This window comes from Streptomyces sp. NPDC094032, assembly GCF_040303965.1.
GTDB lineage: Bacteria > Actinomycetota > Actinomycetes > Streptomycetales > Streptomycetaceae > Streptomyces.
Genome location: NZ_JBEOUE010000003.1, coordinates 267264 through 292194, shown reverse-complemented (window position 1 = coordinate 292194; position 24931 = coordinate 267264). Strand labels below are relative to the sequence as shown.

Sequence of the window (24931 nt, the reverse complement as noted above, 5' to 3'; positions counted from 1 at the left end):
GCCCGGCCCGTCCGCCCCGCTGCGGACGGGCCGGACCTGTACCGAGGGGAGTCATGGGTAAGCGGACCGACCTCACGGAGTACGGCTACCGCAAGGCCCGCGCCCGCTTCCTCGGCGACAACGACGTCTGCCACCTCTGTGGACACCCGCAGGCGGACACCGTCGACCACGTAGTGCCAGTGAGCAAGGGCACCGTGGACCCCAGCGACCAGGACAACTGGCTGCCCGCCCACGGCGTGAACGGCTGCCCGACCTGCGGGCGCAAATGCAACGGCGAGAAGAGCGACCGCGCCGCGCCCCGCCTCACCAACTCCCGCGACTGGTACGCCGGACCCTGATCAGGCAGCGTCCAGCCACGGGGGCGCGCCGACTCCCCGGAGACTCAGACGCGCTGTGCTCCCCTCGGCGGACGCCATCACGAGCACGCCGCCAGACCGCCCCTCGGGCAGCTCCAGCGTGCACATGCCATGGGGGACGTCGACCAGCTGCTCGACGGGTTCGGCGCCGCCGCACCATGACCGGAGAGTGGTCACCGAGTCGGGTGCTTCCGGCCCCACCACCTCGACCCAAAGGTCCACGCTCACAGGCACACGCTCGCCAGCACCACCGTCCGGAGCGAACAAACAGGCAGGGCCTCGGTATGTCCAGTTGGTCATGCCTGCCATCATGCACCCGCTCTGCCTTGGGAGCGGCCCGGCTCGGCGCGGCTCCGTTCTTTGGGCCAGGCCGCTCCCCAGCCCCGCGCCCAGCTTTTATTTTTCTCCCCCCGCCCCTGACCAGCCCGTATGCGACTCCCGGGCCCGACGTGAGGGGAGGTGGCGTGATGGCCGCACGCACGAGCGAGATCGGCCCCGGCGGCCTGTACGTCGGCCAGGCCGTGGCCCGCCTTCGTGACTCCCGCGGCTGGGACCAGGCCGCGCTCGTCGCTCGCCTCGCCGCCGTCGGCCTGGCGCTCTCCCAGCCGATCGTCTCCAGGGTCGAGGCCGGCACCCGGCGCGTCGACGTCGACGAGCTCCTCGCCCTGGCCGCCGTCCTCGGCGTCACCCCCGCCGCCCTCCTCCCGCCGGACGAGACCGCCGCCGCGGCGCCCCCGAGCACCGGCACGCTGCGGGGCGTGTCCCTCGACCTCGCCGTCGTCGACGAGCTCGGCGCGGTGAGCACGGCGCTCGCCGAGGACATCGTCGAGCTCGGCGACCTGACCGGGATGGAACCCACCCTCGCCGCGACCGCCGTGCGGCTGGCCGAGCAGATCGACGGCGGGCGACCCGTCCCGTGCGACGAGTGCGGCCACCTCGTCCGCGGCCTGACCGACGCTCGCACTCTCCCGCAGCTGACGCGAGAACTCCGGGCCACCGTCGCCGCGCTGCTGGAGGGACGTGCGACGGATGACGATGACGACGACGGCCTCGATGACCTCGGGGTCGTCTGAGACGTGGGCGCCGCCGGCCTCCTTCGCCGCCGACTTGCTGGAGCGCTACGGCCTGACGTGTCCGCCCCGCTGGGGCACGCCGCGCAACCCCGCGTTCCCCAGCCTCGGCCCGAAGCTGTGGAAGGTCATGGCTGCGCTGGGCGCCCCGCCGATGCCATGGCAGAAGTACGTCACTGACGTAGCCCTCGAAGTCGACCCGGCCACCGGCCTGTTCGTTCACCGCGAGGTCGGTCTCAGCGTCTCTCGCCAGCAGGGCAAGACCGAGCTCACCCTCGGTGCCCAGGTCCACCGCGCCCTCGCCTTCCCCCGGCAGAACATCATCTACGCCGCCCAGACCAGAGGCATGGCTCGGCAGCGCTGGGAGGATGAGTTCTGGGAGAAGATCAGCGCCTCGGCGCTGGCAAAGCGGGCCCGGATCAGGAAGAGCAACGGCAACGAGGCAATCCTGTGGGGGCCGACCCGGTCCCGCATGGGCATCACCGCCAACACGGAACGTGCGGCGCACGGTCCGCCGCTCGACCTCGGCTTCATCGACGAGGCGTTCGCGCACACCGATGACCGCCTTGAGCAGGCGTTCTCTCCGGCCATGCTGACCCGTGCCATGGCTCAGCTGTGGTGGGCAAGCGCGGGGGGCACCGAGGCGTCGACCTGGCTCAACAAGAAGCGGACTAAGGGCCGCGCCCTGATCGAGGCGCTGTGGGCGGCGCTCGCCGAAGACCTCGCCGCGGTCCGGCCGCGCGCCGCGTACTTCGAGTGGTACGCCCCCGAGGACATGCCCCGCGACGACCCGGCCACGTGGCGGGCGGCCCTGCCCGCGCTCGGCTTCACGGTCACCGAGGACACCATCCGGGCCGAGCTGGAGAAGCTCGACCCCGCCGAGTTCGACCGCGCGTACCTGAACCGCACCAGGAAGAGCACACCGCCGGACGACCCGAACATCCCCAAGAAGGAGTGGGCGCCGCTCGCCGACGCTGAGTCCCGCCCGGCCGCAGACGAGCTCGCCCTCGCCGTCGACATTGCGCAGGACCGGAGATACGCGAGCATCGGGGCCGCGATCCGCCGCCCGGACGGGCGCGTGCACCTGGAGCTCGTCGACCGGCGCGCTGGAACCGACTGGGTGGTGCCCGCGCTCGTGCGGCTGTCCCGGCTGTGGCGTCCGCTCGTCGTGGCGATCTCCGGCTCGGGCACTCCGGCCGGGTCGCTCGTCGACGAGCTCGTCGCGGCCGGCATCACCGTGCCCGAAAGGAAGGACAAGAAGCGGGACAAGTCCCACCGCGGGCACCTCGTCGTGCTGCGGTCCGGCGACATGACCGAGGCGTGCGGTCAGCTGGCCGACGCGCTGAACGAGGGCACCGTCGCCCACATCGACCAGGTCCCGCTCACGGCCGCCGTGTCCGGGGCCCGGACACGGCGCGTCGGCGACGCCTGGGTCCTCGACCGTACGACGTCGCTCGTCGACGTCGCCCCGCTCGTCGCCGTGACCGAGGCCCGGTGGGCGCTCATCCACCGTGGCCCCCTGGTGCTCGACGACTACGACGTGATGAGCAGCGTCGGTTGAAAGGAGGTGGCGTCATGCCGAGCTGGACACGGGCCCTGGCCGCGCCGTTCAGGCGCCTCGCCTTGGCGGCGCGGCGGGCGATCACGTCCGTGCCGTGGGTGGCCGGCGGGCCGTCGTCGACGCAGGTGTCGACCGAGCGTGCGCTCAGCCTGATCCCCGTCTTCGCGTGCGTACGGATCATCTCCGAGTCGGTCGCCACCCTGCCGCTGCAACTGTTCCGTCGTGACGGCTCGTCCCGCGAACCGCTCAACTACGTTCCCCAGCTGTTCTGGGCGCCGGACGCCCAAGGCGACCTGGTGACGTGGTTGTCGAAGTGCCTCACGTCGATGCTGCTGCGCGGTAACGCGTACGGCCTGATCACGCAGCGGGACCCGCTCGGGTTCCCGACCATGGTCGAGTGGCTGGACCCGGACGACGTCTGGGTCGACGAGACCAACCCGGTCCGGCCCGTGTACTACTGGCGCGGCCGGGTCGTCCCCCGCGAGGACCTCGTCCACATCCCGTGGGTCGTGCTGCCCGGGCATGTGGTCGGGCTGTCTCCGGTGTCCGCGTTCGCGCAGACGATCGGCGCCGGCCTCGTCACCACGCAGTACGGGCTGTCCTGGTTCGCCAACGGCGGCACCCCGCCGGCGGTGCTGAAGAACACCGGCAAGACCGTCACCCCGGACGAGTCGGAGGAGATCTCCGGCCGGCTCGCCGCGAGCATCCGCAGCCGCCGCCCGCTCGTCCTCGGCTCCGACTGGGACTTCACCGCCCTGTCGGTCTCGCCCGAGGAGTCGCAGTTCATTGAGTCGCTGCGGCTCAACGCCACCCAGATCGCTGCGATCTACGGCGTGCCGCCGACCAAGGTGGGTGGCGACTCCGGGGCCTCGATGACGTACTCGAACGTCGAGGCCGAGGCCAACGACCTCGCCAGCATGACGCTGCGCCCCTGGCTCGTACGGCTGGAGAACCAGTTCAGCCGCCTCATGCCCGGCCGGGAGTACGTGCGCTTCAACGTGGACGCCATGATCCGGACCTCGATCATCGACCGGTACACCGCGCACGGGATGGCCCTCGGCCAGGGCTGGAAGAACCGCGACGAGATCCGCACCACTGAGAACTTGTCGCCGCTCCCGCCGGGGGCCGGCGGCGAGGTCTACGGACCGCTCCCGACGCCCGCCGTTCCCGCGGGCGAGTAGGCCAAGGAGGAATGACCATGGGCGACGCCGAGCGCCGATTCACCCGCGGCCTCGTCGAGGTCCGCGCCGCCGACGAGGCCGGCACCGGCCGCCGAATCGGCGGCTACGCCGCCAAGTTCAACCGGCTGTCCCAGAACCTCGGCGGCTTCGTCGAGCGCATCGACCCCTCGTTCTTCGCCAAGAGCGAGGGCGACGGCTGGCCGGACGTGATGGCTCGCTACAACCACGACGACAACCGGCTCCTGGGGACGACCGAGGCCAAGACGCTGCGGCTCGCCGTCGACGGTACCGGCCTCGACTACAACGTCGACGTCCCCGCCTCACGCGAGGACGTCCTCGAACTCGTCCAGCGGGGCGACGTCCGGCGCAGCTCGTTCGCGTTCCGCACCTTCGCCGACGACTGGGGCCAGAGCGAGGACGGGTTCCCGCTGCGCACGCTGCTGTCCGGCGCGCTTGTCGACGTCGCCCCCGTCAACACCCCCGCGTACATGGACACCTCGACCGGCCTGCGCTCCCTGGCCGACAAGGCGGGCGCCGAGCTCGCCGAGGTCCGGGCAGCGGCCGAGGCCGGTGAGCTCGGCCGGTTCCTCGGGCCCAAGCCCCCGATCACCATCGACCTCGCGCCGAGCGGGCAGGGCGCCACCCACCCGCTCATCGCGGTACGGCAGCGGCGCGCCGAGCTGGAGAAGCGCCACACCTTCTGAGGCAGGGCGACACCCACCTCTCACCCATCCACCACCTGACCCCCTCGGCCACCGGCCAAGGGGGTCGTCGTCATGCCCGAAGGAGGGCACCATGCCCGAGTACGTGAAGCGGCTCCAGGAGCAGCGCGCCGGCCTGTGGGAGCAGGCCAAGGCCCTGCTCGACACCGCCGAGGCCGAGAAGCGCGATCTGACCGCCGACGAGGAGCAGACGTTCCAGCGCCTCAACGGCGACATGGACAAGATCGACGCGCGCGCCAAGGAACTGCTCGACGCTGAGCAGCGCCAGAAGGACGCCGACGCCACGTTCCGCCAGCTGCTCGACAGCCCGCCGGCGCCCGAGGCCCGCGGCGGCGCCGCCGACCCGGAGGTCACGCGCGTCCGCCAGTGGCTCACCGGCGCGTCCGGCAGCCGCTCGCTGGACATCGTCCCCGCCCAGAACATCCCGCTCGATCAGCGCACGCTGTCGAAGCTGACCGCCGCCGCCGGCGCCAACACCGTCCCGATCAGCTTCTACAACCGCCTCGTGGCGCACATGATCGAGACGTCCGGCATCCTCGCCGCGGGGCCGACCGTCCTGCGGACCGCGACCGGCGAGCAGATGCAGATCCCCAAGACGACCGCGCACTCGTCGAGCGCGACCCGAGTGGCCGAGGCCGCCCCGCTGCCGACCAACGAGCCCACGTTCGGCCAGGTCCCCCTCGACGCTTACAAGTACGGGTTCCTGCTCCAGGTCAGCCACGAGCTCGCCAACGACACGGGCGTCGACCTGCTCGGCTACCTCGCCATGCAGGCCGGGCGCGCGCTCGGCAACGGGTTCGGCGCCGAGCTCGTCACCGGCACCGGCTCGTCGCAGCCGAACGGTGTGCTCACCGCGTCGACGCTCGGCAAGACCGGCGCCGCATCCGTCGCCGGTGCGCCGTCCGGCGACGACATCATCGACCTCTTCTACAGCGTCATCTCGCCGTACCGGATGTCGGCATCCTGCGGCTGGATGATGCGCGACGGCACCGTCGGCACCCTCCGCAAGCTGAAGGACGGACAGGGCAACTACCTGTGGTCGCCGGGCCTCGAAGGGACGCCGGACACCATCCTCGGCAAGCCCCTGCACACCGACCCGAACATGCCGGCCGTCGGCCTCGGAGCGAAGTCCATCCTGTTCGGCGACTTCTCCACGTACTTCGTGCGGCAGGTCGAGGCCCTCCGGTTCGAGCGCTCGGACGACTACGCGTTCAACTCCGACCTGATCACCTACCGGGCGATCCTGCGCGGCGACGGCGACCAGGTCGACACCACCGGCGCCATCAAGAACTTCACCGGCAACGCCGCCTGATCACCAGGGCGGGCCCCGCCCGGGGCCCGCCCTCCGTCAGTCCCGCACCCCACCGAAGGAGCACACCCATGCGCGTACGGATGCGCGTCCAGATCAGCGGCACCCGCGACGGAGCCGAGTGGCCCGAGCGCGGCGGCACCATCGACCTGCCCGACGACGAGGCCGAGCAGCTGATCCGCTACGGCGCCGCCGAGGCCGACGAGCCCGCGCCCGACGACGCCCCGCCGACCGACACCGGTGAGACCGATCCCGACGTCGAGACCGCCGCCGCCCCCGACAGCACGGAGAAGCGGCCCGGCCGCTCGCGGACCGCCAAGGGGTGAGCGTGGCCACCGACTACGCGACGGTGGCCACCCTGCGGGAGATGCTGAACGTCCCCGCCGACGACACCTCCCGCGACAGCCTGCTCACCCGCGCGCTCGCCTCCGCGGCCCGGGGAATCGACACGGCCACCGGCCGCCGCTTCTACCTCGACGACACCGCGAGCGCGCGGGTGTACCGGCTCACCGGCCGCACCCTGTGCGACGGGGACGGCGAGCGGCTGCTCGTCGACGACATCGGCGCCCCGTCGGGCCTCGTCGTCGAGACCGGCACCGCCGGTGCGTGGTCGGCGGTCACCGACTACGAGACCACACCCGACAATGCGCACGCCCGCGGCCGGCCGGTCACCGGCCTGCTGCGGCCGAGCAGCTGGGGCGAGGGCACCACGCGCGTACGGGTCACCGCCCGGTGGGGATGGCCCGCGGTTCCCGACGAGATCCAGCAGGCCACCCTCCTCCAGGCCGCCCGCCTCTACCGCCGTAAGGACTCCCCCGAGGGGGTCACCGGCTCCGCCGAGTGGGGCGTCGTACGGCTGTCCCGTCGAGACCCCGACGTGTGGGCCCTGATCGAGCACTACATCGCCCCCGGCTTCGGATAGGAGCGGCCCACATGCAGATATCCAAGATCCGTACAGCCATCGCCGCCGCGGCACGGACGGTCGACCTGCCCGCCGGCACCGCCGCCCTCACGACAACCGGCCACGTGCCGGACGCGATCACCGCCCCGCACTTCTTCTGCGCCGAGTACTCGGTCGAGTTCGACAAGGCCATGCGCGGCGGCCTCGACGAGGCCGAGCTCACGTGCCGCGTGCTTGTCGGCAGGCCCGACGACCGCGCGGGCCAGGAGATCCTCGACGCTCTCCTCGACGGCTCCGGCCCCTCCTCGCTCAAGCAGGCGATCGAGGCCGCCCGCGGCGCCCCGGGCGAGTACGCCCTCGGGGGCCTGGCCGACGACCTGCGCGTCACCCGTATCCAGGGCTACCGCTGGTACGAGCACCAGGGCACGCAGTACGTCGGGGCCGAGCTCATGATCCGCATCATCGGGAAGGGGGCCCCGTGAGCAAGCAGATCTTGACCGACGTGAGGCTGTTCGCCGTCGGTGCCGATCTCTCCGGCGCCTCCAACAAGGTCGAGATCTCCGGCGAGGTCGAGGAGAAGGACGCCACCAACTACCGGTCAGCCGGGTGGAAAGAGGTGCTCGGCGGCCTCGGGTCCGCGGAGATCTCCGGCGAGGGCCAGTGGGAGGCCGGGGACCCCTCCCTCGTCGACGACGCCTCATGGGCGCAGCTCGGCGGCCTCGGGCCCTGGACCGTGTGCCCCACGGACTCCGTGGTCGGCGCGCTCGCTTACTTCACCAACGCGCTGCGCGCCGACTACAAGCTCGGTGACGCCGTCGGCGAGGTCGCGCCGTGGTCCGGGACCGCCAAGTCGTCGTGGCCGGTCGTGCGCGGGCAGATCGCCCACCCGCCCGGCACCGCCCGGACCTCGTCCGGGTCCGGGACGGCGCTCAACCTCGGGCCCGTGCCCGAGGGCAAGAAGTTGTACGCCGCGCTGCACGTGCTGTCGGCCGCCGGGACCACACCCTCGCTGTCGGTCTCGGTCGAGTCGGACGACGCCGCCGGCATGGCCACCCCCACCGCCCGCCTCACGTTCGCCGCCGCGACCGCCGCCGGCGGCCAGATCCTCCGCACCTCGGGCGCCGCCATCACGGACTCCTATGTCCGGGTGGCCTGGACCGTCGCCGGGACTTCCCCCTCGTTCATGTTCGCTGTCTCCCTGGGAATCAGGTAATCACCCATGCCCAAAATGGTCCTTACATCGGAGTTCCTCAGCATCAACGGCGTCGACCTCAGCGACTCCACCCGCAAGGCCGAGGTCGCGGCCGAGGTCGAGGAGAAGGACGTCACGACCTACGCCTCGGCCGGGTGGAAGGAGGTGATCGGCGGCCTCAAGAATGGTGAGCTCGGCTGCGAGTTCCTGAACGACTTCGCCGTCGGGAAGATCGACGCGCTCATGTGGTCACTGCTCGGCGCCGTCGTCCCGTTCGAGGTCCGCCCCACCAACGGCCCGGTGTCGCCGTCCAACCCCAAGTACACCGGCTCGATCTTGATCAAGGAGTGGAAGCCCATCGAGGGGTCCGTGGGCGACGAGGCCACCTCGGGCGTGAGCTTCCCGACGTCCGGCCCCGTGCTCCGCGGCACGACCTGATGGCGTCCGGCGGCCTGCCGTTCGAGCTCGGCGTCGAGTCCCACGAAGGCCTGGCCGCGCTCACCCGCGCCATCCGCGCCGAGGCCGACGGCAAGGAGCTCCGCAAGGACCTCGCGAGGAACATGCGGGAGTCCCTCAAGCCCGCCGCCGCCCTCGCGAAAAGCGGAATCATGTCGATGGCCTCGGCCGGCCCCGCCACCTCGCCCGGCCTCCGGTCCTCGATCGCCCGGAAGATCCGGCCCGAGGTCAAGCTCGGCGGACGGTGGTCCGGCGCCAGGATCAAGGCGTTCAAGACCAAGAACATTCGCCACTTCCCCAACGCGCCCAAGCGCACCAACCGCCCCCGCGGCTGGCGCCACCTCGTCTACGGCCGTCCCGACTCCTGGGTCACCCAGCACGGCAAGACGAAGTGGTTCGACCACTCGATGTCCGGCGTCGAGCCGAACGCCCGTGAGGCCGTCGAGCGGGCCATGGAGGACATGGCCCGCCGTCTCGCATCCCGAATCTGAAGGAGAACCCCGTGTACCTGATCTACAACCCCGAGGGCCAGGACGAGCCCATCCGCTGGCGGTACAACCCCAAGCGGATGATGTCCGTGGAGCGCGAGGACATCGAGAAGCGCACGAACCGCAACTTCTCCCAGTTCACCACCGACGTCCTCCAGGGCAACAGCCTGTGCCGCCGGGCCCTGCTCTTCACCTACCTGCGCCGCGACCACCCCAAGACGCGCTGGGAAGACGTCGACTTCGCGTGGGACGAGCTCACCCTGGAGTACTCCAAGCAGGAATGGAAGGCCATCCGCGACGAGGTCATGACGACCAAGGTCGGCGACGAGCTCGCCGACGCCCTCGCCGGAATCGACCGCCACATGGCGGAGGCCCATGACGAGCCGACCGACGAGGGAAAAGCGGAGCTGCCGATCGCCGGATAGCCCAGCTCGGCAACGCCGCCCACCTCCTCGGTATCCGCCCGTGGGAGTGGGACCTGATGACCGTCGAGCAGACCGACGCCGCCCTCGACTGGCTCGACGCCTACAAGGACGCGCAGGACGAGGCAGAGCAGCAGATGAGACGGAGGTGATCGGCCGTGTCGGACACCTCCCTCGTGTTCAACCTGGTCGCGCGCGACAGGACATCGGGCGAACTCTCCGCGATGGGGCAGCGGTTCAGCGCCGCCGCGACGACCATCGGCGCGGGCTTCGCCGCCGGGCTCGGCGCCGGCGTCTACACCGGCCTCGACATGGACGCCACCGCCGACAAGCTCGTCGCCCAGCTCGGCCTCGACCCCGCCCAGTCACAGAAGATGGGCACGGTCGCCGGCGGCCTGTACGCCGACGCCTACGGCGATTCCCTGGAGACGGTCAACATCGCCGTCGGCGCCGTGGCCACCTCCATCAAGGGCATGACGGACGCCTCGGCCTCCGACCTGGAGGCCGCCAGCGAGAAGGCCCTCAACTTCGCGAAGGCGTTCGACACCGACGTCGCCCAGTCGGTCACCTACGCCGGAACCCTGATCAACGCCCGGTTGGCTGGCGACGCCACCGAGGCGTTCGACCTCATGACCCGCGCCTCGCAGCGGGTACCCGCCGCGCTCCGCGAGAACGTCCTCGAAGCGGCCGACGAGTACGGGCAGTTCTTCAGCACCCTCGGGTACAGCGGGGAGCAGGCGTTCGGCCTCCTCGTCGACGCTTCCGCCAAGGGCCAGTACGGCATCGACAAGGCCGGCGATGCGATCAAGGAGTTCACGATCCTGTCGACCGACATGTCGACCGGATCGCAGGCCGCGTACAAGGCGATCGGCCTCGACGCGCGCACCATGGCGAACAGCATCCTGGCCGGCGGCACGACCGCGCAGACCGCGACGCAGAAGATCATCGACGGGATCCTGAAGATCAAGGACCCCGCTTCCCAGGCCTCCACCGCGCTCGCGCTGTTCGGTACGCCGCTGGAGGACATGAACGTCCGGGACATCCCCGCGTTCCTCAAGTCTCTCAAGGGCGGCTCCACCGCCATGGACGGATTCGCTGGGTCCTCGTCCAAGTTGGGCGAGACCCTCAACGGCAACGCCGCGCACTCCCTGGAGGCGTTCAAGCGCTCCGTGATGCTGGCGTTCGCCGACGCCGGCGGCGCCGTCGCTTCCTTCGCCATGGACCACAAGGGGCTGACGAGCGGACTGGCGTACACCCTCGCGGGCCTGGCCGTCGTCGTACTGACCGTGGCCGCCGCACAGCGCGTGTACGCGACGTACACCGCCATCTCGACTGCGGCGACGAACCTGATGAACAGCTCGACGTACCGGGCGATCGCCGGGTGGGGCCGCATGATGGCCGTCGGCCTCATGGCCTATGCCCGGATCGCGGGCGCCGCCATCGCTTCGGCGGCGGCGACCGCCGGCGCGTGGATCGGCTCCGCGCTCGCGTCCATCGGCACGTGGGTCATGGCCGTTGTCCGTGCCGGCATCACCGCTGCGGCCCAGTTCGCGATGATGGCCGGCCGCGCCGTCATCTGGGCCGTGACCATGGCCGCTCAGTGGCTGATCGCGATGGGCCCGATCGGCTGGGTCATCGCCGCCGTCATCGGGCTCGTCGCCCTGGTGATCGCCAACTGGGACACGATCAAGGCCTGGAGCGGGAAGATCTGGGACTGGATATGGGCGAAGGTCCAGGGTGCCGTCCGGTCGGTCCTCGCCGGGGTGGCCTGGCTCGCCGCAATCCCGGGCAAGGTCGCGGACTGGTTCGGCAGGGCCAAGGAGTGGGCCATCCGCAAGCTGGCGGAGATGGTCGTGTGGATGCGCGGCCTGCCCGGCCGGATCGGCTCCGCCGTCGGCAACCTGGCCGGCCTGCTCGTCGACAAGGGCAAGGACGTCGCGCGCGGGTTGTGGCAGGGCATCAAGTCCATGGGCGGCTGGCTCAAGGACCAGCTCATGAGCTTCGCCAGGAACATGGTCCCGGGGCCGATCGCCAAGGCGCTCGGGATCGCGTCGCCGTCGAAGGTGACCACGGAGCAGGGCCGGTGGATCGCCCGGGGCCTGGTCGTCGGGCTCATGGGCTCCGCGAAGCAGGTTGCAGCTTCGGCCGGGCACCTGGCCGGCATCGTCCGCAGTGCGCTCGCCCCGGGCCGCGGGCAGCGCGCCGCGCTCGCCCGCATCGATCTCGGCGAGGCCGCGCTCACCCGTCTCGCCACCCGCGAGGTGGCGCTCGCGGCCCGACTCAAGGCCGCCACCAAGTCCCTCGCCGACCAGGTCAAGGCCCGCGCCGCCCTCGCCGCGACTGTCCGCAAGGGGGTGCTCGACGCCGCGAACGTCACGCAGAACGTCGAGGGCCCCGTGTCCGCGTCGAGCATCTGGGCCAATCTCACCCAGCGCCTGGCGCAGGCCCGGCAGTTCGCCGCGCAGCTCGCCACGCTGCGGGCCAAGGGGATTCGGTCGGACCTGATCGCGCAGGTCGCGCAGGCCGGCGTCGAGCAGGGTTCGGCAGCAGCGACGGCGCTGGCCGCCGCGTCCAGGTCAGAGGTGCAGCAGATCAACCGCACCCAGGCGGACCTCGTCGCCGCGGCGGGGAAGGCCGGCGCCGTCGCGGGCGACGCGATGTACGGGGCGGGGATCCAGGCCGCGCGCGGCCTGGTGCAGGGGCTACGTGCGCAGCAAGCGGCGATCGAACGGCAGATGCTCACCATCGCCAGGACGATGCAGTCCGCGATCAAGCGGGCGCTCGGGATCGCGTCGCCGTCGCGGGTCATGGCCGCACTCGGCCAGTGGATCCCCGCCGGCCTCATGCAGGGCATCGACGCGGGACGGCCCGAGCTGACCCGCACTATGGGCGCGCTCGTCGACGCCCCGCCCGCCGCTGCCGCGCTCGCCTCGGGCAGGCAGCTCGCGCCCGCCGCGGCGCCGCTCACCCGCGGCGGGATGGCCGGCGGGGTGGTCGTCGTCCGGCTGGAGACGACCGGCGCCGACTCCGCCGTCCGCACGCTGCTCCAGAAGATCGTTCGCGTCGAGGGGCGCGGGTCGGTCCAAGTCGCCTTCGGGCAGTAAGGAGGTGGGGACATGGCGTTCCCGACGACGCCGCTCGACGTCCGCGTCGAGCTCCAGGTCGGCGGTACCTGGACGGACATCACCGTGGACAGCTACACCCGCTCGCCGATCGGGATCGAGTGCGGACGCTCCGAGGAGAGCGTCCGCACCAACCCCGGCAAGCTGTCGCTGGAGATCAACAACCGCTCCGGGAAGTACAGCCCGCGCAACCCACGCTCGCCGTACTTCGGCCTGATCGGGCGCAACACCCCGGTGCGGATCTCCGTCAAGGGTGCCGAGTCGTACCTCGCGCTCGATGCCTCCCGCGCCGGTGCCGCCTCGACGCCCGATCACGCCTCGCTCGGGATCACCGGCGACCTCGACGTCCGCGTCGAGGCTCAGGCCGACTGGTACTCGGTCGACCTGAACCAGACCCTCGCAGGGCAGTGGGGCGCCGACGGTAACCGGGCCTGGATGGCCCGCGTCTACCAGGGCGCGATCACCCTGTTCTGGACCACGGGCGGTACCGTCGCGACGCAGCTGTTCGCCCAGTTCCCGCTCCCGGCGCTGCCCCGGCGTGCCGCTCTGCGTCTCACCCTCGACGTCAACAACGGCGCCGGCGGGTACACGGCCGCGGCGCACTGGGCGCGCAGCCTGGCGGACCCGTGGACGCTCATCAGCACCGCCACCGGCACGGGCGTGACGAGCATCTACAACTCCACGGCCGCGCTGGAGATCGGCCCGACGCAAGCGGGTACGACGCCGCTACGGGCGCCGCTCGTCGGCCGCGTCTCCCGGGCCGAGGTCCGCAACGGCCTCGGCGGGACCATCGTGGCGGCGCCCGACTTCCGGGCCCTGCCCGAGGGGACGACGAGCCTCGTCGACTCCACCGGCAAGACCTGGACGGTCGCCGCTCCGGCGCGAGTGAGTGACCGCGAGTACCGGTTCCACGGGGACATCTCCGCCTGGCCGGCGCGCTGGGACGTCTCCGGCAACGACCGGTGGGTGCCCATCGAGGCCGCCGGCATCCTGCGCCGCCTCGGCCAGGGAACCAAGCCGCTCGCCTCGACCCTGCGGCGCCGCATCCCCTCCGGCAACCCGCTCGCCTACTGGCCCATGGAGGAAGGAGCGAGCGCCACCCGCGCGCCCGCCACCGACCCGCGCGTCGCCGGGGCCACCTACACCGGCCTCGACTGGGCCGCCGATACCTCCCTGCCCGGCTCCCTGCCGCTGCCGAAGCTGAAGTCGGCGTCGAGCTTCCGAGCTACCGTCCCGGCCTCGCCCACGGCCGGGTGGCAGATCGAATGCGTCTACTTCCTGCCCACCATGCCGGTGGTGCCGACGGAGATCATGCGCATCGGCGTCGCCGGATCGGCCATGCGGGCCGCCGTCGTCTACGCCTCGACCGCCGGAATCCGCATCGAGGCCCGCGCCGCCGACGACACCGTCCTCGCCTTCTTCCTCTACAACGACCCGGCCGCCGTCGCCGACTTCACCGGCGTGTGGAACCGGCTGTCCATCTTCACCAGCGACGCGGGAGGCGGGGTCACCCGCATCCAGGCCGCCTGGCGGGACACCTCCAACTCGGGCGGCTACTGGACCGCCGGCACCACGTTCACCGGCACCATGGGCAGCGCCACGCAGATCCTCGGCAGCTGGAGCACCGCCACCGAGGGCATGTCCATCGGGCACATCGCCGCGTTCGCCGTGCCCGGTGTCGGCCTGAACCCCGGCGTCACGATCTACGAGAACGCCGACGACGGATTCGACGGCGAGCAGGCCGCCGCCCGCATGCTCCGCCTCGCCTCCGAGGAGAGCGCCACCGTCGCCCTGACGTACGCCCGCGGCGGACAGGCCACGGCCGCCATGGGCCCGCAGCTACCGGCCGCCCTCCTCACGCTCCTCCAGGACGCCGCCGACGCCGACGGCGGCATCCTCGGCGAGGCCCTCGACGACACCCGCCTCGTCTACCGCGACCGGTGGACCCTCTACAACCAGACCCCTGTCCTCGTCCTCGACTACACCGCGAACGGAGAGATCGGGCCCCCGCTGGAGCCGACCGAGGACGACCAGAAGACCCGCAACGACATCACCGTCAGCCGCGTCGGCGGCTCTTCGGGGCGGGCCGTCCGCGAGACCGGGCCTCTGTCCATCCAGCCCCCGCCGTACGGGGTCGGGGTGTACGAGGAGTCGGTCACACTGAACCTGGCCGAGGACCACCAGGCCGAGCAGATCGCCGGGTGGCGGCTGAACCTGGGCACCTGGGACGAGGCCCGCTACGCGAGCGTCCACCTCATGCTCCACGCAGCCCCGCACCTCATCCCCGCCTACCTGAGCCTGCGCAACGGCGACCGCATCCGGATCACCAACCCCCCGCCGTGGCTGCCGCCGGGCCCGATCGACCTGATCGTGCAGGGGTGGGCTGAGGTCCTCGACCAGTTCACGTGGGACGCCGTCCTCACCTGCACCCCGGCCGGTCCGTGGACGGTCGGCGTCGTCGGCGACCCCGTCCTCGGCCGCCTCGCCACCGACGGCTGCACCCTCGGCGCCGGCATCTCCGCGACGGCGACCACGCTCACGCTCGTCTCGTCAGTGGGCCGCTGGGTCGACTCCGCCGCCTACCCGGCGCGCTTCCCGCTCGACGTCCTCGTCGGCGGCGAGCGCATCCGGCTCACCGCGATCACGGGGACCACGCTCACCCAGACCGCCACCGGCACCCGGGCCGTCAACGGCATCACCAAGGCCCATGCGGCCGGCGCCGTCGTCCAGGTCGCCGACCCTGCCCGCATCGCCCTCTAAGGAGGTGGCCCTCGCATGGCCCTCGCAGGCGACATCATCACCGCCAGCATGCTCACGGTCCCCTCGAACGAGGCCGAGGACCCTGTCGTCGGCAGGACCACGTCCAGCGGCGCATACGCCGACGCGTCCAGCGGGCCGCTCTCCGCCGCCGTCACCGTGCCCGTCTCGGGCCGGGTCGCCGTCGAGATCCGCTCGACGCAGCGGAACTCCTCGACCGCCAACACCATCACGTCGTGGGTGGCCGTCGGCTCCGTCTCCGGCACCGTCTACAGCCCCAACGACAACGCCGCCTTGATCACCCCGGGCGCCAACAATCAGCCGCTCGACCTGCGCAAGCACCTCGGCGGCCTCACCCCGGGCGAGACCCTCACGGTCACGATCAAGCACCGCGTCAACAACATCTCGACCCAAGGGATCTTCGACTACCGCCTCATCCTCATCGAGAGCTTGTGGGGGTAGTCCTCCGCCCTGCTCACCGGCCCGCCACCGTGCGGGCCTTTCTGCTTTCCAGGAGGACTCATGGCCGTTCCCACGGTCGGACGCATCGTTCACTACATCGACCCCGAGGAGGTGTGCAAGGCCGCGCTCGTCACCGCCGTCCGCGAGGACGGAACCGTGTCCGTGACCATCTTCGGCGCCGAGGGCGGCATGGCCGCTTTCCCCGACGTGCCCGGCTCCGAGGCCGCGCCGCACCCGCACGGCTCGTGGCACTGGCCGGAGGTGGCGTGATGGCAGCACCCCTGACCGCGGACCGCCTCGTCGCCGCGCTCCGCGCCGAAGGCGTCACCGTCGTCGAACACGACGGCTGGCGCACCCACAACCGCAACCACGCCGGCGACTGGGGCCCGGTCGTCGGCGTCATGATCCACCACACCGTGAGCAGCGGCACCGCCGCCTCGGTCCGCATCTGCAACGACGGCTACGAGGGCCTGCCCGGGCCGCTGTGCCACGGCGTCATCGCCAAGGACGGCACCGTCCACTTGCTGTCGGCCGGCCGCGCCAACCACGCCGGCGGCGGCGACCCGTCCGTCCTTCAGGCCGTCATCACCGAGACGTACGGGACCCGGCCCCCGGCGCCGCGCGAGCACCAGGGCAGCGCGGGCGCGATCGACGGCAACTCCCGCTTCTACGGCTTCGAGTGCATCAACCTCGGCAACGGTGTCGACCCGTGGCCGCCCGCGCAGCTGCTCGCGATCGAGCGGGTCTCGGCCGCGCTGTGCCACGCGCACAGCTGGGGCGCCCGCTCCGTGATCGGGCACTCCGAGTGGTCCGACTGGAAGAACGACCCCCGCGGCTTCGGCATGCCCGCGATGCGCGAGCGCGTCCAGCGGCGCCTCGGCCAGGACCCGGCCAAGCCCAAGCCCCCGACGACGACGCCGACCAAGCCCCCGGCCTACGAGCCGTTCCCGGGCACCAGCTTCTTCCGGTCCGCGCCGTCCTCGCCGGTCATCACCGCGATGGGCCGCCGCCTGGTCGCCGAGGACTGTGGCCGGTACAAGACCGGCCCGGGCCCGCGCTGGACGGAGGCCGACCAGCAGTCGTACGCGGCCTGGCAGCGCAAGCTCGGCTTCTCCGGCACCGACGCCGACGGCTGGCCCGGCCGCGCCTCCTGGACCGCCCTCAAGATCCCCAAGTCCCGCTGAAAGGCACACCCATGAACCTGCTCGCCTCCGTCCTGCGTACGGCCGTCCCCCTCCTCGCCGGGTGGATCCTCACCGTGACCGGCGCCCTCGGCATCGAGACCGACCAGCCCGCCATCGTGGCCGGCGTGACCGCGGCCGTCACCCTCGCCTACTACATGCTCCTGCGCCTGGCGGAGCTCGCCGCCGAACGGATCGGCTGGGAGCCCGTCCGCCTCGTCGCAGGCCTGCTGCTCGGCTGGGCCCGCCCGCCGGCCTACACACCGCCCACCGGAACGGTCCCGGTGCGCATCCACTTCGACCAGGCCGCCCTGCGTGCCGATGTCGGCGAGGCACTGCGGGCCGCCGCCCGGGATGCGGGCGGCCGCCCGTGACGCCCGAGGACACCAGCGTCGCGCTGGAACTGGAACGCCTCCGCGGGTCCATGGAGAAAGGATTCGCCCGGGTCGACGGCTCCCTCGCGCTCCTCGTCCAGCGCTCCGACCAAACCGACAAGCAACTCGCCGACCACGAGACCCGCCTCGACACCCTGGAGAGGGCGCGGTGGCCGCTTCCCTCTCTGGCTGCCGCCACTGGCGTGATCGCCCTCGCGCTCACGGCCTACGGACTCACCGCCCGGTGAAATGCACCGTTTCCCCTCCAGCGCCCGAAAGGGACGGGCACGCTGGGTAGATGAGCGATGACAAGATCAGCCCTCAGGTGCTGCAGCACGCAATGTGCGGTGCGTGCGGGTGCAACGTGCTCCCGGACGAGATCACCTCAAACGATCACCTTCCCCCGGCTCTTGGCCGGATCCGCGCCGCCGACATGGGGGATGAGAAGCCCCGGGCCCGCGAGACCGACGTGATCGCTGAGCACACCCTGACTGCCTACAGCGCCGATGGCACCGAGCTGTTCATCCTGAGCTGCGTCGGCACAATGCCCGTACCTGCGGTTGGCGAGGTGATCGGGCTGCACGATGAGTGGGTTCGCGTGGTCAGCGTCCTGACTCGCTACGGCCGATCCATGGGACGCCCCAGCATTTTCACGCAGATCGTCGTCGAGTCAGACGACGAGCCGGACGACAAGTCCTAGCAGCTGAAGCACTGATGCCCCCTCCCGCCTTCGGGCGGGAGGGGGCATTCAGCGTTTCCCCAGCACCTCCGGGGAGTACGTTCTGGGTGTCGAGGTCAGAACGAGGAGCCCAGTATGCCTGAGCAGCCCAGCCCCGAACCCACACCTGAGACATTCGCCCAGCGCGCCCGCCGAGCCCGCGACCGGGCCGGCCTCACCCGCCCCGTTGCCGGCGGCCTGGTCGGCCGGTCAGCCGAATGGGTCAAGGGAGTCGAGAACGGCACGATCGGAATGCCCCGCCTGCCCATGCTGATTCGCCTCGCAACCATGTACGAGTGCGACATCGCCGACCTGACCGGAGACGACCGCATCGCCGCCGCCACCTACACGAAGGCCGCCCACGCCGAACTCCCTGCCATCAAGCGGGCCCTCACCACCTACTGGCTCGTCCCCGCAGACCGGGAGCCTGAGTCTGCGGAGGTGCTTGCAGCTCGGGTGAGGCAGGCCTGGACGCTGTGGCACGCCGCGGGCGACCACAGGTCGCGGATCGCTGCGCTGCTGCCCGACCTCCTCGCCGACACCCAGCACTCTGTTCGGGCCCTGGGCGGCCCGGACCGCCGCCGCGCGCTGGTCGTGCAAGCCCAGGCGTACCACCTGGCGCAGCTGTTCCTCAGCTTCCAACCCGTGCCCGACCTGATCATGTTGACCGGCGACCGATCGATGACCGCCGCACAGGACGCCGACAGCCCCCGCGCCATCGCCGGCGCCGCCTGGTACATGAACCACGTCCACCGCGACGCGAACGAGGCGGCGGAGGCCCGCGTCGAACTGGCAGAGCAGGCATCAGCGTTGCTCCGGCAGGACAACGACGATGACCTCGCGCGCTGGGGACTCCTGCAACTCGCCGTTGCCCTGAGCTACGCCAAGACCGGCCGCGCCGGGGACGCGTGGCGGTACTGGGACCGCGCGAACGATGCTGCCCGCCGCCTCGGCGACGGCTACGCACACCCCTGGCTGATCTTCGGGCAGGGCATCGTCGATGGCTACGCCATCACCATGTACAACGACCTCATGCAGCCGGGCAAAGCCCTCGATGTCGCCCTGGCGCTCGACCTCGACCAGGTACCGTCCGCGACGCGCCGTTCGTACCACCTCGTCGAGACCGCACGCGCCCACGGAATGCAGGACGAGGGCGTGGCCGCAGTCGCCCTACTCCAGAAGGCTTTCCGGGAGTCGCCGGAAACCCTCCGGTACAACGTGTACACCCGCATGGTCCTGCCGGAGTTGGCGAAGACTGGGCCCCGCATGGTCCGGGCCGACGCTCGCACCCTGGCGCAGGAACTCGGCGTGGCCGTGTGATCACGTAGGAGGTAGAAACCCTACCCCCCGGCGTAGGGGTAGGACCCCTACCCCCTGCTCGGTCCACCCGCCCCTACCGTCGTAGACACCGCAGGGCACGACGGTAGGGAGCGAGCATGGACGAGCAGCCCCAGCACGACAGGCCGGCCGAGGCACTGGTCGTCGTCGACCTCGTCGGCGCGCTCGCCACGGCGGCCGACGGCATAGAGGGGCACGTCGAGGCGGAGGCCGAGCGGTACATCACCGCCGCCGTCAAGCTGGAGCACCACTGCCCGAGCGACGTGGTCATCGCCCAGATCACGAACAACCTGCTCACGTACTGCTCGTCCCTCGCCATCGGGGTCTCGCAGATCCCGGAGGACCAGCGGCCCGAGCGCGGAACGGCCGCCGTGCGGATGTGGATGGAGCTCGTCGCGGCCGGACCGCAGGACGGCCCGCTCGGGAACTGGAGCCACGCGCGTCAGCTCGGCATCGCCGGCCGCGCGCTCCTCCAGGCCCTCCACGAGCACCGGCACGCCAGCAGCCGTCGCGCAAGGTTCGTCGGCCGGACCGAGCTGCCGCCGGTGCCCGCGGAGTCGCCGTGACGGAGCTCCGACGACAGATCTGCTACGTCCTGATCGTCCTCAGCCTGCTCGGCCTCATCGCCATCGGCATCACCACCTGAAGCTCCCGCCCCGGGCGCACATCCATCCCGGGGCGGAGGCGGGCGCCTGCGAGACGTGCGCCCGCGCACAGCCCCTGTCCAGCCGGACAGGTCATGCACCACCCATCGAGAGAAGGGAACGGAACATGGCACAGGACATCACCCGATGGACGGTCATCGCGGGCAACGAGGAGAACAGCTCCGGCGAGACCGGCTCGGGCAGTGACGGGCAGGAAGGCAACCCGTCGCAGGGCTGCGGCGACAACTAGCAAGGTGCGATGACCGCCAGCTCCGCTCTGGCAGGATCGGGGCGGAGCTGGCTACGTGAGGAGCGAGGAATGGCGCGGCACATCGCTGGCGAGGGACGGGTCACCGTCTTCCCGCTGTTGCACAACTGGCCTGAGGGCATTTCCGGGGTCATCGCGTACACAACCACTGGACACTTCGGCGACACGGCGGTCATGGGGTACATCCCGATCCCGGAAGTCCCGGACGTATCCCTGCTGAACGTGGCAGCACGACACCTTCCGTCGGCCGCCAATCCGGAGGCTCACGCCGTGTGGGCCCTGTGTACGGGCTGGAGCGCCCGGACCGTGATGAAGCCCGGAACGCTGGACATCCCTGAGGCAAAGTGGGAGCTGGAGATCGAGGCCACGACGGCCCCGAAGGAGCAGGTCTACGGCCACAGCCGTCTGCACGTCGGGCGGTTCTCCATGCCGGACGACACCCTCATGGATGCCGCCCGCGCGCTACTCCCCGCCCTCGCTGGCTGACTAGACCACCCCGGCCGGGGCTTACGCGACGTTTTTGTCCTCGCTGGTGGCCCACCAGACCATGAGTTGATTCGTCGACCTCATGCCCAAGGTGTCGCGGAGAGCTTCGAGCTCTCGCCCCACCTCGCGCCCGCTCACCCCCAGCTGGGTAGCGACAGCGGACTGGGTATCGCCCTTGGCCAGGCCGCGAAGGATCATTCGCTGGACAGGGGTCGAAACCGCGTCGTCAAGGGCGGCCTGTGCCTCCTGCCACGGCGTAGCTCGACTCCAGTAGCTCTCGAAAACATCGCGGGCGAACGCGGTTGCTGCCACGTCCTGGATGTGCCAGCCGGCGGCATCGTCGCTCTCGGGCACGTGGTTCTTCACGAAGAGATCTCGCCCGGCCAGGACCATGCGCGGGGGGAGGTCTTGCCCGACGCGTACTTCCCCACCGTGCTCCAGGACGAAGGTGGCGTACTCCGCAGTCGGTGGATGCGTGAGGGCGGCTGAGGGGTAGAGCGAGCGGACTGGTACGCCGCGCTCCAGGAGTGCGCGCGCCCGGCGGATACCGTCCTGGAGTGCGGCGGGGGACCGGTCGCTGGGTACTCCGGGCTGCGCGGTGAGAAGGCCGTCGTGGGTGTCGGCGAGAACGTGGGCGATCCGCTGGTTGATGAGGTGTCTACTCTGCACCCGCTCGCTCACCGGGCCGCCGTAGTAGCGGCCGGGGTCGTAGTGGCGCGCCAGCGTTTCCAGGTTCGAGACCTGACCCATCTGCTGGAGGGTCGCCGCCAGGGCCGCGTGGTGGGAGGCGAGGTGCTGCTGGGCAACCACCCTCGGGTCCACGGCGACGTACTCATCCCCGACCTGCGTGACCAACCCGATCGACACCAGGTGAGCTACGGCCTCCGGGGCGTCGACTGGCTGCCCCTCCGCGATGGCGCGGTAGGTGGCCTCCTCTTCGGTGGTCACCGTGAGGACGCTCGCCGCGATTTCCATACCGCCGCCCCTGTTCTTGTCCACTTTCGGACCTGTCTCATATTTCCTGGACGGAGCCCCTGGCATACGCCAAACGCACATGTCAGCCTAGGGGTCACGTCAAGGGCGTGTATGTATGTTCGATTTGTGATCGATACTCTAGGAGATCATGTTGAAGCAGAGGGCTACCAAGATCATTCTCGCTGTGCTGTTTTCCGCCGTCGGCGTCGCGGGCACCGCGGCCACGGCGCAGGCCGCCGATCCGGGCTGGGACGCTCCGATCGTGAACTCCGCCGACCCGGGTTGGGACGCCCCGGTCATCACCTCCGTCGACCCGACGCCCCCGCAGCGAGTCAACGACCCCGGCTGGGACTAAGCAGGCGCATCCATCCCGCTCGCCCTGCCAGTCCCCACCTGGCTGGGCGAGCGGTGTATTTGACCGATCCGCGCAACGTCGAGCCCTGAGGGGGTCACGCCGGCCTGCGCGGCTGCCACAAGGTGAGGTTCGCTCATGAACGCCGCCCCGGCGGTGGTGCCCCGGTCCTTCACGGCTGGGAAGCAGGTTGAACAGCAGGTACGTAGTGGGGCTCCTGGCGGGCCCGGCAGGAGTGCGCCGTCTCGCGTTGCGATAGCGGGGGGCCAGGGCCCAGAGAGGATCTCGCCAGCGGAGGTTCTCGCTGCGTACTCATGGAGCCACAACGGCCGCTGCTTTCGGTGTCGCGAGGGCGGTCGCCGCGTGACGCTCGTAGCGACGGTTCGAGTCCCGCACATGGCCGGCCCCGTCGCCTACCCCCTGGCGATGTGCGGAAGGTGCGTACTTGCGCAGGAAGAGCGGATGGAGGTGCGTGCGCGGGCGAGAGGTCTGCCGTACGCCCCGGGCGGCATCCGCCCCGCTTGCTGAACGTGGGGCGTCTCCGTTTCTCCCCGGGAGAAATTTGGGAGATGATCATGAAGTGGGCCCCGACGCAGGCCGTCGAATCCTTACCCTAACCAAAGAGGTCCCCGGCGCACGCGTGTGCGCCGGGGACCTCTTTGGTTAGGGTGTCGTCCCGGCACTGGAGACATAGAGTGCCAGGTCACAGGGGCTATGCCCTCAGCGCTCGACCTCGCCCTTGATGAACTTCTCGACGTTGGCCAGGGCCTCGTCGTCGAAGTACTGCACCGGCGGGCTCTTCATAAAATACGAGGACGCCGAGAGGATCGGGCCACCGATGCCCCGGTCCTTGGCGATCTTCGCGGCGCGGACGGCGTCGATGATGACACCGGCCGAGTTCGGGGAGTCCCAGACCTCCAGCTTGTACTCGAGGTTCAGCGGGACGTCGCCGAAGGCACGGCCCTCAAGGCGGACGTACGCCCACTTGCGGTCGTCGAGCCACGCCACGTAGTCCGACGGACCGATGTGGACGTTCTTCTCGCCCAGCTCGCGGTCGGGGATCTGCGAGGTGACGGCCTGGGTCTTCGAGATCTTCTTGGACTCGAGGCGGTCGCGCTCCAGCATGTTCTTGAAGTCCATGTTGCCGCCGACGTTGAGCTGCATGGTGCGCTCAAGACGGACACCGCGGTCCTCGAACAGCTTGGCCATCACGCGGTGCGTGATGGTGGCGCCGACCTGGGACTTGATGTCGTCGCCGACGATCGGGACACCGGCCTCGGTGAACTTGTCCGCCCACTCCTTGGTGCCGGCGATGAAGACCGGGAGAGCGTTGACGAACGCGACCTTGGCGTCGATGGCGCACTGCGCGTAGAACTTCGCGGCGTCCTCGGAGCCCACGGGCAGGTAGCAGACGAGCACGTCGACCTGCTGGTCCTTGAGGACCTGGACGACGTCCACGGGAGCCTCGGGGGACTCCTCGATGGTCAGGCGGTAGTACTTGCCGAGACCGTCGAGGGTGTGGCCACGCTGGACCGTGACGCCCTTGTTCGGGACGTCGCAGATCTTGATGGTGTTGTTCTCGCTGGCGCCGATGGCGTCGGAGAGGTCGAGGCCGACCTTCTTCGCGTCCACGTCGAAAGCGGCCACGAACTCCACGTCGCCGACGTGGTAGTCGCCGAACTGGACGTGCATCAGGCCGGGCACCTTGGTCGCCGGGTCGGCGTCCTTGTAGTACTCGACGCCCTGGACCAGCGAGGCGGCGCAGTTGCCCACGCCGACGATGGCTACGCGAACCGAACCCATTCCGGTTGCTCCCTGTGTGTCGTGGAAGCCCTGCTGGCGCAGGGTTTCACTTGGCGGTGTCGTCGGACGGATCCGGCCGGGTACTGCCCCCGTGCCGGGGCAGGCCGCCCGTTTCTCCAGAATCGTTGTCGTGCCGAGCGGGGGCGTCGGGACGTGATCGCTGATCCCGTCCCGCCCGCTCGCTCTCGATGAGCTCGTTCAGCCAGCGCACTTCGCGCTCCACGGACTCCATTCCGTGGCGCTGGAGCTCAAGCGTGTAGTCGTCGAGACGCTCGCGCGTACGGGCCAGAGAGGCGCGCATCTTCTCCAGGCGCTCCTCCAGCCGGCTGCGGCGGCCCTCCAGCACCCGCATCCGCACGTCGTGCTCGGTCTGGCCGAAGAAGGCGAAGCGGGCGGCGAAGTGCTCGTCCTCCCAGGCGTCGGGGCCGGTGTGGGAGAGGAGCTCTTCGAAGTGCTCCTTACCTTCGGCCGTCAACCGGTAGACGATCTTGGCGCGGCGTCCTGCGAGTGATGCGGCCAGCGCGTCCTCGGGAGCGCTGCCCGGCTCCTCGATCAACCAGCCGTTGGCGACCAGCGTCTTGAGGCAGGGGTACAGGGTTCCGTAGCTGAAGGCCCGGAAGATCCCCAGCGAGGTGTTGAGCCGCTTGCGCAGCTCGTAACCGTGCATCGGGGCCTCGCGGAGCAGGCCGAGAACGGCGAACTCAAGGATTCCTGAGCGCCTGCTCATTCGCCGCCTCCTCCGCTCTCGGGGTTCGCCTGTCGGAACCGCAAAACTCTTATAGCGAGTCGATGT

Annotated in this window: 29 protein-coding genes; 26 read left to right on the top strand and 3 right to left on the bottom strand. The window is 70.7% G+C overall.

The window, feature by feature from the left end; all coding sequences use genetic code 11:
• The first annotated feature begins 53 nt into the window (after positions 1-53).
• The 25 genes from ABTZ54_RS07650 (at position 54) to ABTZ54_RS07530 (ending at position 21008) form a co-directional block, all read left to right on the top strand.
• On the top strand, positions 54-338 hold the full coding sequence (locus ABTZ54_RS07650) for an HNH endonuclease (RefSeq protein WP_351658336.1): 285 nt from the start codon (positions 54-56) through the stop codon (positions 336-338).
• A 485-nt stretch (positions 339-823) separates the two neighbouring features.
• Entirely contained in the window at positions 824-1429 is a 606-nt protein-coding gene (locus tag ABTZ54_RS07645) for a helix-turn-helix domain-containing protein (RefSeq protein ID WP_351658332.1), read from the top strand.
• The gene (locus ABTZ54_RS07640; RefSeq protein ID WP_351658329.1) at positions 1386-2987 is read left to right on the top strand and encodes a terminase large subunit domain-containing protein; all 1602 of its coding nucleotides are present in this window, start codon (positions 1386-1388) and stop codon (positions 2985-2987) included. The genes ABTZ54_RS07645 and ABTZ54_RS07640 overlap by 44 nt, the downstream gene beginning before the upstream one ends.
• A 14-nt stretch (positions 2988-3001) precedes the next feature.
• Positions 3002-4168 carry a phage portal protein gene (locus ABTZ54_RS07635; protein WP_351658327.1) on the top strand — a complete coding sequence of 389 codons (1167 nt, stop codon included), beginning with the start codon at positions 3002-3004 and terminating at the stop codon, positions 4166-4168.
• Positions 4169-4185: 17 nt separating this feature from the next.
• Complete coding sequence (locus tag ABTZ54_RS07630; RefSeq protein ID WP_351658324.1) at positions 4186-4872, top strand: HK97 family phage prohead protease; 687 nt, start codon at positions 4186-4188, stop codon at positions 4870-4872.
• Between the two features lie 91 nt (positions 4873-4963).
• Entirely contained in the window at positions 4964-6202 is a 1239-nt protein-coding gene (locus ABTZ54_RS07625) for a phage major capsid protein (protein ID WP_351658321.1), read from the top strand.
• Positions 6203-6270: 68 nt separating this feature from the next.
• Positions 6271-6525, top strand: coding sequence for a hypothetical protein (locus tag ABTZ54_RS07620; protein WP_351658317.1), 255 nt, complete (start codon positions 6271-6273; stop codon positions 6523-6525).
• A 2-nt stretch (positions 6526-6527) separates the two neighbouring features.
• The gene (locus ABTZ54_RS07615) at positions 6528-7121 is read left to right on the top strand and encodes a phage gp6-like head-tail connector protein (RefSeq protein WP_351658314.1); all 594 of its coding nucleotides are present in this window, start codon (positions 6528-6530) and stop codon (positions 7119-7121) included.
• A gap of 11 nt (positions 7122-7132) precedes the next feature.
• A complete protein-coding gene (locus ABTZ54_RS07610) occupies positions 7133-7582 on the top strand; it encodes a hypothetical protein (RefSeq protein WP_351658311.1) in 450 nt (149 codons plus the stop codon).
• Positions 7579-8313, top strand: a complete 735-nt coding sequence (locus ABTZ54_RS07605; protein ID WP_351658308.1) for a hypothetical protein — start codon at positions 7579-7581, stop codon at positions 8311-8313. Before ABTZ54_RS07610 ends, ABTZ54_RS07605 begins: the two co-directional genes overlap by 4 nt.
• A gap of 15 nt (positions 8314-8328) precedes the next feature.
• The gene (locus ABTZ54_RS07600; RefSeq protein ID WP_351658305.1) at positions 8329-8730 is read left to right on the top strand and encodes a phage tail protein; all 402 of its coding nucleotides are present in this window, start codon (positions 8329-8331) and stop codon (positions 8728-8730) included.
• Positions 8730-9239 carry a hypothetical protein gene (locus ABTZ54_RS07595; RefSeq protein WP_351658301.1) on the top strand — a complete coding sequence of 170 codons (510 nt, stop codon included), beginning with the start codon at positions 8730-8732 and terminating at the stop codon, positions 9237-9239. Before ABTZ54_RS07600 ends, ABTZ54_RS07595 begins: the two co-directional genes overlap by 1 nt.
• Positions 9240-9250: 11 nt before the next feature.
• Positions 9251-9661, top strand: a complete 411-nt coding sequence (locus ABTZ54_RS07590) for a hypothetical protein (protein ID WP_351658298.1) — start codon at positions 9251-9253, stop codon at positions 9659-9661.
• Positions 9662-9816: 155 nt separating this feature from the next.
• The gene (locus tag ABTZ54_RS07585; RefSeq protein WP_351658295.1) at positions 9817-12762 is read left to right on the top strand and encodes a phage tail tape measure protein; all 2946 of its coding nucleotides are present in this window, start codon (positions 9817-9819) and stop codon (positions 12760-12762) included.
• Positions 12763-12774: 12 nt separating this feature from the next.
• Positions 12775-15540: a hypothetical protein gene (locus ABTZ54_RS07580; RefSeq protein ID WP_351658293.1), complete on the top strand. Its 2766-nt coding sequence runs from the start codon at positions 12775-12777 to the stop codon at positions 15538-15540.
• Between the two features lie 15 nt (positions 15541-15555).
• On the top strand, positions 15556-15999 hold the full coding sequence (locus ABTZ54_RS07575) for a hypothetical protein (RefSeq protein ID WP_351658289.1): 444 nt from the start codon (positions 15556-15558) through the stop codon (positions 15997-15999).
• 60 nt (positions 16000-16059) lie between these two features.
• Positions 16060-16269: a hypothetical protein gene (locus ABTZ54_RS07570; protein ID WP_351658287.1), complete on the top strand. Its 210-nt coding sequence runs from the start codon at positions 16060-16062 to the stop codon at positions 16267-16269.
• Positions 16269-17183: a peptidoglycan-binding protein gene (locus tag ABTZ54_RS07565; protein ID WP_351658284.1), complete on the top strand. Its 915-nt coding sequence runs from the start codon at positions 16269-16271 to the stop codon at positions 17181-17183. Before ABTZ54_RS07570 ends, ABTZ54_RS07565 begins: the two co-directional genes overlap by 1 nt.
• An 11-nt stretch (positions 17184-17194) precedes the next feature.
• On the top strand, positions 17195-17554 hold the full coding sequence (locus tag ABTZ54_RS07560) for a hypothetical protein (RefSeq protein ID WP_351658282.1): 360 nt from the start codon (positions 17195-17197) through the stop codon (positions 17552-17554).
• A 50-nt stretch (positions 17555-17604) separates the two neighbouring features.
• Complete coding sequence (locus ABTZ54_RS07555; protein WP_351658585.1) at positions 17605-17802, top strand: hypothetical protein; 198 nt, start codon at positions 17605-17607, stop codon at positions 17800-17802.
• A 50-nt stretch (positions 17803-17852) separates the two neighbouring features.
• Positions 17853-18254, top strand: coding sequence for a hypothetical protein (locus ABTZ54_RS07550; RefSeq protein WP_351658278.1), 402 nt, complete (start codon positions 17853-17855; stop codon positions 18252-18254).
• A gap of 114 nt (positions 18255-18368) precedes the next feature.
• Positions 18369-19592 carry a helix-turn-helix domain-containing protein gene (locus tag ABTZ54_RS07545; protein WP_351658275.1) on the top strand — a complete coding sequence of 408 codons (1224 nt, stop codon included), beginning with the start codon at positions 18369-18371 and terminating at the stop codon, positions 19590-19592.
• Positions 19593-19708: 116 nt separating this feature from the next.
• Positions 19709-20176, top strand: a complete 468-nt coding sequence (locus tag ABTZ54_RS07540) for a DUF6415 family natural product biosynthesis protein (RefSeq protein WP_351658272.1) — start codon at positions 19709-19711, stop codon at positions 20174-20176.
• 205 nt (positions 20177-20381) lie between these two features.
• Positions 20382-20504, top strand: coding sequence for a hypothetical protein (locus tag ABTZ54_RS07535; RefSeq protein WP_351658268.1), 123 nt, complete (start codon positions 20382-20384; stop codon positions 20502-20504).
• 69 nt (positions 20505-20573) lie between these two features.
• Complete coding sequence (locus tag ABTZ54_RS07530; RefSeq protein ID WP_351658265.1) at positions 20574-21008, top strand: hypothetical protein; 435 nt, start codon at positions 20574-20576, stop codon at positions 21006-21008.
• A gap of 21 nt (positions 21009-21029) precedes the next feature.
• Here ABTZ54_RS07530 and ABTZ54_RS07525 read toward each other — a convergent pair whose 3' ends face one another.
• Positions 21030-22007 (bottom strand): helix-turn-helix transcriptional regulator, encoded by a 978-nt coding sequence (locus tag ABTZ54_RS07525; RefSeq protein ID WP_351658262.1) that lies wholly within the window; start codon positions 22005-22007, stop codon positions 21030-21032.
• A gap of 160 nt (positions 22008-22167) precedes the next feature.
• Between ABTZ54_RS07525 and ABTZ54_RS07520 the strand changes: the two genes are divergently transcribed.
• Entirely contained in the window at positions 22168-22338 is a 171-nt protein-coding gene (locus ABTZ54_RS07520) for a hypothetical protein (protein ID WP_351658259.1), read from the top strand.
• Between the two features lie 717 nt (positions 22339-23055).
• Here the strand turns inward: ABTZ54_RS07520 and ABTZ54_RS07515 are convergent.
• Both ABTZ54_RS07515 and ABTZ54_RS07510 read right to left on the bottom strand, forming a co-directional pair.
• A complete protein-coding gene (locus ABTZ54_RS07515) occupies positions 23056-24138 on the bottom strand; it encodes an inositol-3-phosphate synthase (RefSeq protein WP_351658255.1) in 1083 nt (360 codons plus the stop codon).
• Positions 24139-24184: 46 nt separating this feature from the next.
• Positions 24185-24865: a PadR family transcriptional regulator gene (locus tag ABTZ54_RS07510; RefSeq protein WP_132915773.1), complete on the bottom strand. Its 681-nt coding sequence runs from the start codon at positions 24863-24865 to the stop codon at positions 24185-24187.
• Between the last annotated feature and the right edge of the window lie 66 nt (positions 24866-24931).